Below are 14,985 nucleotides of genomic sequence, written 5' to 3'. Positions count from 1 at the left end.
AACCCTACCTGCTCGCGCGGCGCTGCGGCTGTAAAAAAGGTAACACTTGGGCTTCAAGAGACGTCTGCTCAGTCTGCGTCATCACTAGTGGCCATAGTAACGTCCAAGGCAGGGTTAATTGTGGTTTAGCCCAACCACCGCGTAATTTATTCACCTTAATTTTAAGCCCATCAATATCTGGTTCGAGTTGCAAGCATAAACTCACAGGCAGAGAACCAAATTGAGAAACATCGTTACGTAACAAGCAACATAAACTTTTGCCCGTTTGAGCGCTCAGCAATAAGCGTTTGACCTGATGTACTTGCAGATCTCGATGCCATAACAAGACGCTGCCACACGCACCACTTTTTAAACACTGCTCTGCCGCCCATAGTGCTTCTTGGCAAGTGTTAGTCGAGATCACCCATACAAGTTCAGTCATAACATCTTGATGTACAAGCGCATGGGCATTGATACAAGCTGGCGGGTTTATCATGACACATAAGCGCGATTGCGAGCGAATATAAGGTAGCAGTAAACGTACTTCACCTACCCCCGTGTGGCTTTTTATATCCACCACTCCAGGCATAGGGAACCCACCATCAAGATGCGCATCAAGTACATCATACCCTGTGCTTACTTTTTCAACTAAGCGCTGAGTCAGTGGTGCATTATCAGTCCCTTGCCAAACAAGGTTCTGATGTTGTAAAAAATCGATTAAATTGGCCATATCACACACTTTACTGTATATATATACAGTATCAATGATCAATTTCAAAAGTGCAAGTTTATCGTCCGCATTGGCTGAACTATATTTGTCATAGCGGATACATTCGTGGAGGTGACAAGCATATGTGTGGCAGGCTTAACATCACAGATGACCCCTTTGTGATCCAAATATTAATAGACTTGGGCATCGAAAACCCAACAGAGAAAATACAGTTCGCACGCTTTAAAAGAGCAACCGATAAAGTGAGCATCATCTATCAAGAAAATAATCAGCGTAAAGTAACTGACGCAACTTGGTGGCTGCTACTTACACAAACTGAAACCGGCTTTAAACCCTCTAAATATACCTCGTTCAATAGCCGCCACGACAAACTCAACGTCACAACCAGTGCCGCATATCAACCATTTAGGCACCACCGCTGTATTGTGGTTGCAAAAGGGTTTGGAGAAACACAATACAAAAATGGCAAACCATTACATTATTATGACTTTAAAGCACACAATGCAGCACTGTGTTTCGCTGGTTTGTATAAAAAATGGCATCATCCTGTTACCCAAGAGCAGATATTTTCCTGCTCAATCATTACGCTTTCGCCGCACCCAAAGCTTGCGCCATACCACGATAAAGCCAGCCCATTTATTTTGCCTCAACAGCCGAGGTTACTAGATCAGTGGCTAGATGATACTTACCATAATGTGGCGCACTTCACACCCTTACTGACGCCATACTTACCCCAAACGTTAATTGCACAACAAATTGATAAACCAAGCCGTTACAACCCCATAGGACCAGAAGTGATTATTCCGCAAGATCAGTAACAGTTAAAAGCTGTTCATAAAACAAACACCCCCGGTTAAAAACTTAATACTAAATTAGTATTTTATTATTTTGTTAAAAATAGAGCTAAATATTTTATTCAACCTACCGACAAAAACAGCGAAATTACAACTAAATAAGGAAAGGAATATGAAAGTTAAGTCTTTAGTACTTGCTTTAGCAGGTCTATTTGCAAATCAAGCCTATGCTCAGCCAATCGCACAGCTAGATTTTGAACGCTCATCTGAAGGAATTGAGATCAATTACGGCGATATCACTTCCATAGGGCAAAGCAATCAATATCCAATATCGGGAAATTACAGTCTACAAGTGAATGCGCAAAGCCACTTCGAGATCCAACGCACATTCGCAATCAATCAAACATTTTCTCAATCAACCCCTTTCAAAGTCAGTTATGATATCAAGCTACCTGAGCTTGCTCATGCACAATATGCGCAAAACCTCTATTTCTATACATCATTCTTAATTGAGTTCGATGACGGCAGCCAAATGGTCGTGTACAACTCGGACGGCCACATAGTGCCACCACAAGCCGACAGCATACATTCATTTGATTTCAAAACGACCCTGCCAAAGGGCAAAAAAATCACCAATGTGACGGCTCAGTGGAGTACCCATTTGCTTGAGGAAATGCCTGTTATTTTTGACAATATAGAAGCATCACTCGGTGAAAATAAAGGCGAAGCGAGCACGGCAATTACACACTTAACAATCGATGGCAGCTCTGATTCAGCAATCCAAACGGAGCTTGATCGGTACTTTTCTGGCAACCCTTCCGTGGTAAATCATCACACTGACAATGGACAATATGCAATACAGGTCAATGCCGATGAGTCTGGGCGCCACAAACTGAAATTCAACAAAACGAGCGGCCTTTTCATGGCTCACTCTACACATAACTACCTTGCAACCTATGTCACATTGCATAACCCTAGTAATGAGCCTCGTACAATCACATTCTCAGGCCGTACTGACTTCACCAAAGAGCTTTCGAGCGCAGCTAATACAATTGCCAACTACAACACTCTAGTATTAGCTCCGAACGAGCGTAAGCTTGTCCCGCTGATGTTAGATTTCAGTGATGACTACTACACAGCACTGATCACTTCTATCGCTTTTGATATTGAGGCAAGCGGTGTCATATTGATTGAAAATATAGACATGTATAGTGCGGCTACAGAAGTCGAAGGTGCAGCTTATCAAGTACGTAATGATTATGAGTCAGGCAATGTCGAATTTACCACGCGTTACCCTGATCAAGTCTCGATTTCTCTCAATCAAGATACTCCTCTGTACGGTGAGCAAAGCCTAGAGATGGCCATTTCTCCTTGGCGCCAAGCAAGCTACTCTTACTTTTTTCCATGGAGCTATGATGCATACGCGACACAAATTCATACTATGTTAGATCTCAATGTCACAGAGGCTGAATATGGTGAACCACTCCAAATATGTACCGATGTCTATTACCGAGGTGGCGAACTTGAGTCATTTTGTGAAACTCGGACTTTAGGTAAAGGCAGCTTCCAAGTAGATGAGATATACCCACTTGATGACAACAAGCAACTCTATCGCTTTTTAGTCCGAGTAAGGTCATTTAGCAATACCTCCGCAACGGTCAATGTTGATAATTTTTCATTAAAGTATTGGAATAGCATTAAATAAGTAGCAAATTTCAAATCTCTCAACACCACTTAATATGACGGTGTGATGAAAAAAAGCGGAGCCATAGGCTCCGCTTTTTACTTAGCAAATTTCAAATATTGTCGCCGGAGCTCAACTTATCTTGAATGCTCCATGCCACAACTACCGACACAAATTGTGCAACTAACGCCTCTGCCAAGCGAACGTTTACCGTTAGCAGGCAAGCCAACTTTCCTGTTGCTCTATAACATGAGCTTTATGGTTTTTAGTTTTAACTTTATTGCAAAATCCTTTTTGTCCGTAGCCTTGTAGTCGTATGCGGAAAATACAATTACCAGCTCAAAATAGCCAATATCAGGTACAAGTGCAAGTAAACAGTGGATAAATTAGGAAATTGGTAGAGAATATAAATATAATAATAAAAATCTATTATTTCATTAACTTACCTGTTAACCCCTTTTGAAAGATCAGCCAATTACGGCGTGACAATGACATTAGACATAATATTGCCATGCTTTTGACAACTGCGTTTCATTTTTAGGAAATACACTGCTCACGTTCAGCAGGAAGCACACTCGCCCAGTTACGCAAAAGGCACAATTCACAGGGAGGAACAGTAGGAAATAATAGGAATACCAATGAAAAAAACAAGCTATATATTAACAGCAGCTCTGTTAAGTAGTGCCGCATACCATACATACGCAGCGCCAGAAGTCCCTTACGAACAGTGTCAAACTTCGTTTAGTTATCAAGCTGCTCGCTATCAAGGCACAACCGATAAAAACAACAGCAACAGCCAATGGTGTTATTTAAAACAAGCCGTTGATGGACAAACTTGGGGACATGTACGCACCGAGACTATTCCAAAATTCAAAACAATTTCAGGAAAGCTGTGTCAAACACCATCCGAGTATCAAGGGGAAAAGTTTTTTGGCTGCGCAACCATAAACCAAGATACGCCTTGGTGCTATACAGATGGTGAAGGTAACTGGGAAAACTGTGAAACCATCGAAAACGAACCTCTACTGACACACACCCACCCTCAGCCGAGCAAAAGACTCGACAGAGTCGCGCTGGGCTCCTGCTTCAAAACCAAAGGGGATATGCCACAGGCACTGGCAAAACTTATTTCTCACCAACCCGATTTATTTCTTTGGTTAGGCGACAACATTTACGCTGATACCACGGACATGAGCACCATGCGTCAGAAGTACGATGACAAGAAGCGTAATATTGACTACCAAAAGTTTTTAGCGGCCAAAATCCCAGTGATGGCCACTTGGGATGACCATGATTATGGCGCGAATAACGATGGTAAACACTATCCACAGCGGGTGAATAGTCAAAAAGAATATCTTCGACACTTTGATGTTCCTTCACAGGATCCAAGACACGGTGCCCAAGCCGGTATTTATGAAGCCAAGATGCTCGGTCCCAGCAATGAAAGAACCCATGTGATCACATTGGACGCTCGCTATTTTCGTTCACCTACATTCGACAATTATGGGACCTGTGAAGGAGATCAAACAACCATTTTAGGAGAAAAACAGTGGCAATGGCTTGAGCAACAACTTGATATTCCATCTGAAATCAAGCTGATCGCCAGCGGTATTCAGTTTTTACCCCCCCTCTATCAAGGTAGAAGTCGAGACAAGTACTGTGCCTATGGTGATGGCAAAAAGTTTGAACAGGCCATTGCCGAACTTAATGAAACGGGTATGTCTGGTACCAGCTATGAATCGTGGGCTGAAGTCCCTATGGAGCGAAATCGACTGCTTCGCCTTGTACAAAAGTCGGTTAACTCGGGTAAGACCAAAGCTGTGATATTCCTCTCTGGCGATCAACACTGGGGAGAGCTACTACAAAAAACCATTCCAGCTAGCGCCGAGCATGGCTCAGCAGTCACTGTTTATGAAGTAACCGCATCTGGCTTTGGTCAAAACTGGCCTTACCATATTGAGAATCCATTACGCTTACCAGTCTACGCTGACACTAAGGGAAATGGACAGTACAACCAGCAATGTCAATTCCCATTCACTTACGGCATTACGACCTATAGAGGCTGCACCAGCAAAGATCATGATCAACCTTGGTGTTACACTAAAGTGGATGACAATGGCAAAGGGATTGCAGGTGAGTGGGGTAACTGTGCGCCAAGTGGTGCAAGCATACCAAGTGGAAAAGTCGGAATTGTCAGTAGTAATGTAAGCAATTTGACCACCAGCGATAGACACTTGATCAATAAATCAGGCAGTAACTACGGAATGGTCGACATTGACTGGCAAAATAAGCAAATCAAACTGTCGATTCAAACCACAGAAGAAGAAGCAGTGTCCACCATAGTCAACTTCTAAACTGCATAAAGTAAAAGCGCCAACAGCGCTTTTACTTTTTAATCTTGGCCTGCTTTTAATGAGCGCGCGCAGCCAAACGGTACAAATAGATGGCTTTTAAACTCGCTATCGCCATAGCAATAAACAACGTGGTGCCACTGCCCCAGTCGAGCAGTACACCACCTAACAAAGGTGCAAATGCAAATCCCAGCGAGCACAGGCCAGCGGCCCCAAAATAACTGGCTTTTAAATGCGAAGGTGCCATACGGTCAATATAAATATTGATATTTGAAAACATAATCGCTTCACTAAAACTCAATACTGCAACAGCACCGATCCATCCCCAAAAACTGCTCACCGGGTTAAACGCCATCATTAACTGAGACAAGATTAAAATCCAACCTCCGCAATACAACCGAGATTGAATCGACCAATCACGCATCATATGCAACAGAGGGAACTGAAAAATAACAATGATCAGTGAATTGGTAATGATCAGGCTAGAAATAAGTACAGCTAACTCAGGTACCTGTGCCCGTGTTAAATATTGTACTAGGCTCGAATCACCTTGACCAAATACTAAGTAAACTAAAAATGTTGCTAATAATACCCATAAAAACCGCGTATCCTGACGTAAAATACGCAGCCAAGCACCAAAACTAGGCACTGACTTTTGTGCGCCGCCTCGCTCAACTTTGATGGCACTTGCTTGTTTCACTATTAATGCTAAAAGCAACACGAGATAAGCAAAAGCCGTGTAGATAAAACTAAATTGCTCGCCATTGAGGCCAGCCCATAAGCCAAATAAAGGGCCTATCGCTGCACCTACATTCACCAAAAAATAGAGTAAGTGCAGTGCCAATTCCCTGTCTTGACTGTCGCTCAATTCATCACTGAGCAGCGCTTTACTCGGCGCATCCCATAGCGTGCGAGGCATACAGGCAAAAAAGACCGCAATGCAAAATGTCCACAGTTGCTCAGCCAAAGCCAGAGCTGTAAACGCTAAAATGCCAACGATTACAGCACTGTATAACAAGGTAAAGCGGCCGAATCTATCGGCTAAGTTACCAGTATAAAACCCAAGCAAAACGGCAAATGCGGCTGAACCAGTAAGCAAAACTCCAACCTCTGTGGCGGTCAAAGCAAACTTGTTATACAGGATCACCGCTAAAAAGGGCCACACCATGTAATAGCTAGCCCTGACAAAAAAGTTGCCTAGCAACATAGTCCATACAAGCGGAGTAAATCGGCTGATCTGAGAAGAGAATTGAGTGAGTTCCATCTAAATATCCTGTTTTTATTATCTATCTTTCGGACCAGCCTAAAACCTCAAGCTTAGTTTAGGTCAAGGTGTAATTATTGTTTATATCAGTATCTACTCAATCTACCTTGACCCACTCAGTTCAAGCTCCAAACATCTACATACGGCTTTTTACTTTATTAGTCGCTTGTGCTGTTGCGGGGTCATCTGGCCAATAATGTTTTGGGTATCGTCCTTTCATTTCTTTTTGCACGTCTTTATAACTCGATTGCCAAAAATGCGCTAAATCTTGTGTAAGTTGCAAAGGCCTTTGCGCAGGAGATAACAGCTCCATTAATACAGGTACATTGCCCTCACACAGTACCGGGCTTTGCAGCATGCCAAAGACTTCTTGCATTTTAACCGCGAGGCGCGCTGGCCCCGCCAATTGATATTGCACTCGGATCTGTGAACCGCTTGGAACCGCAATACGCTCTGGCAAAAGTGTATTTAGGCGCTGCTGTTTTTGCCAGTCAAGACGTGACAACAAGGCGTTTTTTAAATCCAACTTTTTCAATTGGCTAAACTGCTTTACCTCAGTCAAAAATGGTTCTAACCACTGAGATAATTCTGCTATTAAATCCGCTTCTCTACTTCCCGGAAACTCTTCTGGATAATACTTAGCGGCCAACTGCATGCGGGCCAGTAGCTGAGCACAGTCGGCATAGCTAGCAAACATAGACAGACCATTTTCAGCCACAATTGAACACCATGCTTGCGTTCTCGCGGCCTCATCAAGGGGCAATTGACTTGGTTTTGCACTGAATATCCACTGGCCCAAGTAAACCCTATCTTGATGTAAAAACTGGGCTTGCTTTTGGTCAAATTCACACACGGTTTTTTGTGAGAATAAATAGGGCAAAATATCAGCAAGTTCGTCAGGTTCAAAAGCTGTTGCGCTAAAAATACTTTGCCCTTGATGGCCTCCTAACTCAGCAATGGCAAGATAAGGAGTACTTTGCCAAAATTCACTATGCGCATTGACGCCCGCACCATTAGCCAGTACAAACCCATTTCCACGTTTTTTTGCCAACCTATCTGGGTATGCCAAAGCCACCACGACTGCTAAGTGTTCAATGGCCAAGTCATCAGATTGATACGCAATTTCAGCACGTTTACACCAATACCTTAACTGTTTAGTAAATGCCGCTGGGGCACTATGGTGCATCTGGCCAAGCGCTAGGCTCAGTTCTGGCGCACTTTTAACCCGGCTATCTTGTAGTGCCATAAAATAACAGGCCAATAAAGTTATGCCTGGTAACTTAGTTTCAAGTGACTTCACTTTAAGCAACATATGTGCAAATCGAGGCTCACTGCCAATGCGCTGCATTTGTTGCCCTAGCGGCCGTAGTTTTCCTTGCTTATCCAGCGCCTCTAAGTTCATTAAAAGTTGCTGTGCTTGCTTAAGCTGCGCATCGCTCGGCATATCTAACAAAGGTAACTCTGATACTTGGGTTCCCCACACCTTAGACTCCAGAACCAAGCCACTGATATCTGAGCTCAAAATATCAGGTTTATCATGGGCATCACGTCGCTCAAATAGGGCTTGACTACCAAGGCGATATACCACCCCGGATTCAATACGCCCAGCACGGCCTGCACGTTGCACCGCTGAAGCACGTGAAATCGACACTGTTTTAAGCTCTGTTACTCCGGTTTTCAAATTAAATGCCGCTGCTCGACGTTTTCCAGAATCTATAACAATACGGATCCCTTCAATGGTCAAAGATGTCTCTGCCACATTTGTTGTTAGTACGATTTTTCGCGCCCCAGCAGGTGCGGGGGCAATTGCCGCTTGCTGAGCAGATTTATCCTGCTCACCAAAGAGCGTCGCGATGTGAATAACCGGCTCACCTTCAAAGACACTTTGTAGTGCACTGGCAACCTGCCTGATTTCTTTTTGGCCAGGTAAAAAGACCAAAACACTGCCACTTTCTTCCTTAATTGCTTGGCGCACCACTGGAACTATCTGCATCAACCACTGGCTTTCGTCTTTTAGTGGTACATACTTATGTGTTATCGGAAAACTGCGTCCTTCTGAGCATACGATGGGGCATTGTAAAAAGGCTTGATAGCGCTCACTATCTAGGGTTGCAGACATCACCAGAATATTTAAATCATCTCTCAGCGCAGCCTGAGTTTCCAATGCAAATGCCAATGCGGTGTCAGCAGACAAAGAGCGTTCATGAAATTCATCGAAAATGAGTAAGTCAATTCCCGTCAACTCAGGATCTTGCTGAATCATTCTAGTTAACATGCCCTCTGTTACAATTTCCAATCGAGTTTGCGCTGACACTTTAACTTCTTGACGGATCCGTAAACCAACGCTCTGGCCTAGCGGCTCACCGAGCTGACTTGCTAAATAGTGGGCTATATTACGCGCCGCTAATCGGCGAGGTTCTAACATCACAATGCGCTGATACTGGCCTGACTTCATTAAATTTAATGGTAGCCAAGTAGACTTACCAGCCCCCGGAGGCGCTTGTAAGAGAACCGTTTCATGATGTTCGAGTTGTTTAACTAATTTTGGAAAAACTTTTTCAATTGGGAGCACAGTAGATTCAAGCAAATATAAGTACAGATACTCATCATTCTATCATGTTGAATGCTATTTTCTGCCAGTACTTTAAGTTTGATAGCTGACACTAGCAGTCACCTGACCACTATTAATAAGACTTCGATAATCCTTGCTTAAATGCTTTATCGAGCAGTTCAGCGGGTGATTAAGGCGATGAAGGCCGACCCACGCATTTCGATGCTCTTTCTTAGCCATGTATAGTCCATTGTCAGCCAGCTCTATCACTTGTTCCCAAGTTAATGATTTATTTGCGCCATTTGTCAAAGGGTAAGGAGCAAAGCCTATCGAACAAGTTACCTGAATAGCCTGCTCATTCACGACAAATGGGAAACACTCCACTTGTCTACGCACGCGCTCTACCGCCTCAATTGCTTCATTGTGGGTCATATTTGGCATCACAATTAAAAACTCTTCCCCACCCCAACGGATCACCAAATCACCTTCTCGTGTGCACTGCTTTAAAATATCAGCGACCGTTTGTAGCACAAGGTCGCCAGCAGCATGCCCATAAGTATCATTCACCTTTTTGAAGTGATCTATGTCCAATAAACAAAATATCATCTCTTGCTTATCGCTTTGTGACGTCGATTGAGGCTTTATTTGCGCATCAATGACGCTGAAAAAGTAGTGGCGATTATTTAATCCAGTTAAGCTGTCAGTGAAGCTCAGAGCTTGCAGCCTTTTATTGCGTTCTGCGAGTTCAGCAGTACGCTCTGCAACTTGCTGCTTTAACGTTATTAAATAGCGTTTGTTTTGCCATCTCCAATAACCGAAGCCTAAAGCCAAAGCAATGAGCAACAGCCCTAATACACCACGCTGTTGCGCCAGATGTGCATTGTCGATCTGTTGCTGGTGCTGGATCAATTGTTGCGCTTGCAACGCATTGTCTTTTTCCAACACACTTAATTGTTGCTTTTGCGCTGCGAGAGAATATTGGGCTTCTAATTGCAGAAGCTTGTTGTTGCGCTTTTGCAAGTTAAGCGCTTGCTGAGACAGCGCAAAACGCTTTAGATATAAATGCGCCTGCTCAAAATCCCCCAATTGCGCGTAGGCACCAGCTAATACTTTTTGCAGCTTGGACTGCTCAGTTAAAAAACGCGTGCCGAAGGTTTCATTTAACGCCAACTTGGCCGTATCTATCGCAGAGGTAAATTCACCTGCCTGTAGATAAGCTGTCGCATTCATAAGCTGATAACGAACTCTCAGATGCAAATTTTGGCTCAATTCTGCTTTTTTTATATAATGTGAGTTCATCAGTAGGCGTGCCTGTGGATACGCTCCGATACTCAAATAAGCCCATGCCCTAGCAAGTGCGAGCTTGCTCGATAGCCCTTTAAATTCAGACAGTGACTTTTTGCTTAAAGTGGCGAGCGCTTGACGGTAACTTCCTTTGAGCAAATACAGCGAGCCTTGCCACAACACATATTCCCCCATTAATTTATCGGCCTGCTCTGCATCAATGCGGGTTGTGATCATCGTATAAGCACGAGAAAGTAGCTGTTGAGCATATCGAAAACGTTCCAAATCCATTTCCAGTTGCGCCAGTGCTAGATAGATTTGTACCTCTAATACTGGTGAATCCAGATTTTTCGCAATGGCCAACGCATCGTTGTGGAGCACTAGGCTGTGCTTGTAATCACCAAAATGTTGGCGGATCAGCCCTTCCAGCAATAGCGAACGCGCCTGTAGGTGCTTTTCCCCCAACTGCTTAGATTGCTCTCTCAGCACGCGTACTTGTGGTAACAAATTAAGGTCGTAATCTTCTTCTAGACTATCTGTTAAATGCAGTAGCATCTTAGATAAATCTTCCCGCTGAGAGGGGGTTGCTTCAGTGTTGATATTCGCCCAAGCACTGACACTTAGCAACCAATAACTCACGATAACTAGCAACTCTTTTTTCATGGCACGACCTGACTTGAGGAGAGCATTTGTTGATTTACGTATTCCCAGTCTTTAACGAGGTGATTAATAAACCCCGATTGGTGTAAGGCTTTATCGATTACACCTTGAGCCCGTAATATTTTTAACCCTCTATTAAGCGCTGCAAAAATCATTTCACCCTGAGGGTGTTTTTTACTGACAATAAAATGCCGTGAGTCCGGTAACATCATCTTAATATTTTGAATAGGAACGTATTCTCGCTCTTCAAAATTTAGCAATAGATTTTGGCTAACACTAAAATTGATCAACATCGCGTCAACCACTTCGGTTTCTACCATATTTAGCATGGTTTCCCAAGGTCCGATAAAGCTCACAATATTTATATCGGTGTTAATTAATGCCCGCCAGTCCACTCGCCATCTTGGGTTTGCAACAACAGTTAGCTGATCCAACTGCTCTTGCGGTAAGTTTTGCAATGCCACATTTCGCTTAGTTACATATAAGCCCGCTTCATATTGACCAAATTCAACCACAGCATCACTCACATAGAGTGAACCTCTATAATTAATGATATCTTCATGCCAAACACTACGCGCCAAAATTAGGCTTTCACCCGAAAGCATATCTGAAAATTCCACGATATTTACAGAAGGTTTAGGGTTGAAGACGACTTCTCTTGTCTCTCCTCCTAAAAATAGTGCCTGCTGTAAAAGGACCATTTCTATAATTTCAATATGCGATCCTTTTGTCGTCGGGTAAAAAGACTTAACATCCAACGGCGAGCGGCCATTGAGAAATTCGGCATAACGTTGGCTAAAATTTTCACTACTCATAATATCAACCACTAATTGATTGTGAGCATACAGGCTACCCGTATAAAAAATGAGCCATAGCCATATCAGCCGCTTCATGCTTACCCCGCATTCGAATCGATATAATCCAAAGTATACTAAAACCACCCTCGACATGTTAACCAAAAACCAACATAAAAATAAGCTTTTTTCACTAATTAAAAGAATAATATTCGATAACAAACCCGTAAAAACGGCTAAGTTAAAGTATTCATAGGACTTTCTGAATAATGAGATAAATTTAAGAAAAGTACACCCCGATTAGGCAAAGGTCTTGCCTAATCGGGGTGTTTCAGGGAGCTACACAGAACGGGTGGCAGTTGCAGGTGAAATGTTTGCAGCACTGTATGCGGTGGGAATAACAGCTATCAAACTGGCAATACAAACACTGATACCTCCATATAAAAAGTATTCCATCGGTACAGATTCTAAGCGGAAAAGTTCCATGAGTTTGACATTTAAGAGCACAGCAAAAAGGCTACCAAATACAACTCCGACCCCAACAACAACGAGGTTTTCAATAATATAAAACCTCATAATATGAAACTTACTCGCTCCTAGCGCTCTTCTTGTACCAATTTGACGACGCCGTTTCATCAGCGTGAAACGCGCTTGTCCAAATACCCCCAACATAGTTAACATGACTAGGCCAATAGTGACACCAATCAGTATACTCAACGATGATTTCATGGCTTTATACCCAGTTTCGCGAGTATATTTAAATGTATGAAGATCCGCTACAAACTTACCGGGTTGTTGTAACAGAAGGCTGCGAACATCCTCCATAGCCTGTTCAAGTTGTCCCGCTCTGGCTTTCACCAAAAACCTATTTTCACCGGAAAAACTGTACACAGGGAATACAACACTGCGCTCATTGCCACTCCAGTCAGGCCAAGTGGCAATTAATTTGTCGATAACACCAACGATTTGGTACGGACGACCATTCATATAAACTGTAACACCTACCGCAGCAGACCAATCTTCAGGCGACACGCGCTCAGCCATTGCTTGTGTGACGAGAATTGAATTAGAGAGTTCGCTGTAGTCTTGATTAGAGATCTTCATCTCACTATCTTCAAACCCTCGACCCATTATGATCTCCAGCCCCAGAGTCTTCATAAACTCATCAGACATGCTATAAATACCCGCATAAGCGATAAAGCTATCAGGGTCTTCAGACTCATTAAATTGCAAACCTAATCCCCACCCAGCCAATGGTATTGAGTTCGTTGTCACCACACTTTTAACACTGTTAAGCGCTTTAATACTCGCCAAATCTTGTTTCAATAGTGCTTCATACTCCTCAGACTCAACCGGTAAATTAGTACGAAATGAAAAAAGTGTGTCTTCACCAAGGCCACTTGGCAAATTTATCTCATGCAACTTAGACATAGCCATATAAGAGATATTGATCAAAATAGTAAACGCCACAGCGATTTGTATGATCAGTAATGTAGGGCCCGTTTTATTTTTCCACAGCGTTTTAAGTATGGGTGTGAAATCCTTCATCTACTGCTCCTATAAACTCTTAAGCTGACTGGATAGTTGAACACGGCTCGTTCGATATATAGGCCACAATCCAAATAACAGCGAAGTACTGACGGCCAGTGCGACAGTAGATACCATTAGAGTTAAATCCATCGTCATGACATTGACATGATACTCTGGGTACATATCTGTCAAGGCTGAGAGCCCTAACTGGGTTAACAATAATCCAATCACACCACCAAAAAAGCCGATCAGTGCCGCCTCAAAGCCAAATTGCACTGTAATATTTTGTTTGGATGCTCCCACGGCCCGTCGCAGACCAACTTCTCCGCCTTTTCCATGGAATTTTGTCATCATCAAACTCATCACATTACACAGACAGGCAAATAGAAATGCCAACGCAAAACCAATGCCGATCTTATTTTCTTCACTCACTGCACCTTCTTTTTCAAGGTACTCTGTAACAGACATCAATCGGTTAGGCTCAGGTCGCGCAAATCGGCCTACTTTTCTTTGCTCTTCAGTATAGTCTTCCATAAACCTGAAATATTCATGCTTTTTATCTTCAGACTTAAACTCAACCCAAAACCTTATCCATGCACATTCTGACAACATGACTTCCTGCAAAGTAGAGCTAGGACCATCACCCCAGCAATACCAACCCATTGTGGTTGGAGAGAAAAAGTTGTTTCGAATTTGTGATTCAAGCGGCACAAAATAAGGCAGCGTCGGGCTGTACATGTCATAGTAGTTAACGTAAAACTTGGGCGTAGGTTGCCAGTCGTCAATCACACCAACAACTCGATACAAATGATCACCGACAATAATGTGCTCTCCAACTGAGTTTGCCCCTTGAAACAGACGATCGTTTTCTCTTTTCGATAAAACAATGACTGATTGACCTTGCAGATCCGCTTCCTCACTCCAGGTGCTGCCATAAATAAATGGAGCACCAAACACACTAAAAAAATGCCGGCTTGTTGAACGTATTTGGTGTAGTTGCGAATCAATAACATCTTCGCTTTCCGCTCGAACCGCCGAATTAAATGAGACAAATGGGACATGTTTATCCGCTTTGTTCGCTGCCAATAAAGCCATTGCGTCTTGATACGTTAATAGAGAGGGAATATCTACCTCACCATTTTTTCTGTAACCGATTGGCTGTGAAGGATCCCAAGAATTTAGATGTACCATTGCGACACGCTCACTTTTATGGGGTAATGGGTTTTGGCCCATCATGTACCCTACGGTGATTGTGATCATAGAAGCAGCTATGCCGATGGCGATTGTGCCTATCATCAGCAAACTCAGCAATGGCGTCTTTTTTAAGCTAAGCCAAGCTAGCTTGAAATAATACTTGCCCATTA

10 protein-coding genes are annotated in these 14,985 nt (G+C 43.1%); 3 read left to right on the top strand and 7 right to left on the bottom strand.

Going from position 1 to position 14,985, the window contains the following annotated elements; all coding sequences use genetic code 11:
* Window positions 1-4 precede the first annotated feature (4 nt).
* A complete protein-coding gene (imuA, locus tag N483_RS23345; RefSeq protein WP_023397042.1) occupies window positions 5-709 on the bottom strand; it encodes a translesion DNA synthesis-associated protein ImuA in 705 nt (234 codons plus the stop codon).
* A gap of 122 nt (window positions 710-831) precedes the next feature.
* On the opposite strand from imuA, the gene N483_RS23340 reads away from it, so the two are divergent.
* The 3 genes from N483_RS23340 to N483_RS23330 all read left to right on the top strand — a co-directional run bounded on the left by N483_RS23340 (window position 832) and on the right by N483_RS23330 (window position 5,541).
* The gene (locus tag N483_RS23340) at window positions 832-1,527 is read left to right on the top strand and encodes an SOS response-associated peptidase family protein (protein WP_023397043.1); all 696 of its coding nucleotides are present in this window, start codon (window positions 832-834) and stop codon (window positions 1,525-1,527) included.
* A 148-nt stretch (window positions 1,528-1,675) separates the two neighbouring features.
* The gene (locus N483_RS23335; RefSeq protein WP_023397044.1) at window positions 1,676-3,208 is read left to right on the top strand and encodes a hypothetical protein; all 1,533 of its coding nucleotides are present in this window, start codon (window positions 1,676-1,678) and stop codon (window positions 3,206-3,208) included.
* A 617-nt stretch (window positions 3,209-3,825) separates the two neighbouring features.
* On the top strand, window positions 3,826-5,541 hold the full coding sequence (locus N483_RS23330; RefSeq protein WP_023397045.1) for an alkaline phosphatase D family protein: 1,716 nt from the start codon (window positions 3,826-3,828) through the stop codon (window positions 5,539-5,541).
* A 55-nt stretch (window positions 5,542-5,596) separates the two neighbouring features.
* On the opposite strand, the gene N483_RS23325 is transcribed toward N483_RS23330, so the two are convergent.
* From N483_RS23325 to N483_RS23300, 6 genes are all read right to left on the bottom strand, one after another.
* Window positions 5,597-6,802, bottom strand: a complete 1,206-nt coding sequence (locus tag N483_RS23325; RefSeq protein WP_023397046.1) for an MFS transporter — start codon at window positions 6,800-6,802, stop codon at window positions 5,597-5,599.
* A 136-nt stretch (window positions 6,803-6,938) separates the two neighbouring features.
* Entirely contained in the window at window positions 6,939-9,374 is a 2,436-nt protein-coding gene (gene hrpB, locus N483_RS23320) for an ATP-dependent helicase HrpB (RefSeq protein ID WP_023397047.1), read from the bottom strand.
* 72 nt (window positions 9,375-9,446) lie between these two features.
* Window positions 9,447-11,300 carry a GGDEF domain-containing protein gene (locus tag N483_RS23315; protein ID WP_023397048.1) on the bottom strand — a complete coding sequence of 618 codons (1,854 nt, stop codon included), beginning with the start codon at window positions 11,298-11,300 and terminating at the stop codon, window positions 9,447-9,449.
* Entirely contained in the window at window positions 11,297-12,190 is an 894-nt protein-coding gene (locus N483_RS23310) for a hypothetical protein (RefSeq protein ID WP_036974780.1), read from the bottom strand. The genes N483_RS23315 and N483_RS23310 overlap by 4 nt, the downstream gene beginning before the upstream one ends.
* A 240-nt stretch (window positions 12,191-12,430) precedes the next feature.
* Complete coding sequence (locus tag N483_RS23305) at window positions 12,431-13,639, bottom strand: ABC transporter permease (protein WP_023397050.1); 1,209 nt, start codon at window positions 13,637-13,639, stop codon at window positions 12,431-12,433.
* A gap of 9 nt (window positions 13,640-13,648) precedes the next feature.
* Window positions 13,649-14,983 carry an ABC transporter permease gene (locus N483_RS23300; RefSeq protein ID WP_023397051.1) on the bottom strand — a complete coding sequence of 445 codons (1,335 nt, stop codon included), beginning with the start codon at window positions 14,981-14,983 and terminating at the stop codon, window positions 13,649-13,651.
* Between the last annotated feature and the right edge of the window lie 2 nt (window positions 14,984-14,985).

It is taken from the genome of Pseudoalteromonas luteoviolacea NCIMB 1944, assembly GCF_001625565.1.
Taxonomy (GTDB): Bacteria; Pseudomonadota; Gammaproteobacteria; order Enterobacterales; family Alteromonadaceae; genus Pseudoalteromonas; species Pseudoalteromonas luteoviolacea_F.
The sequence above is the reverse complement of the archived record's forward strand: the minus strand, read 5'-3'. Positions and strand labels throughout refer to the sequence as shown.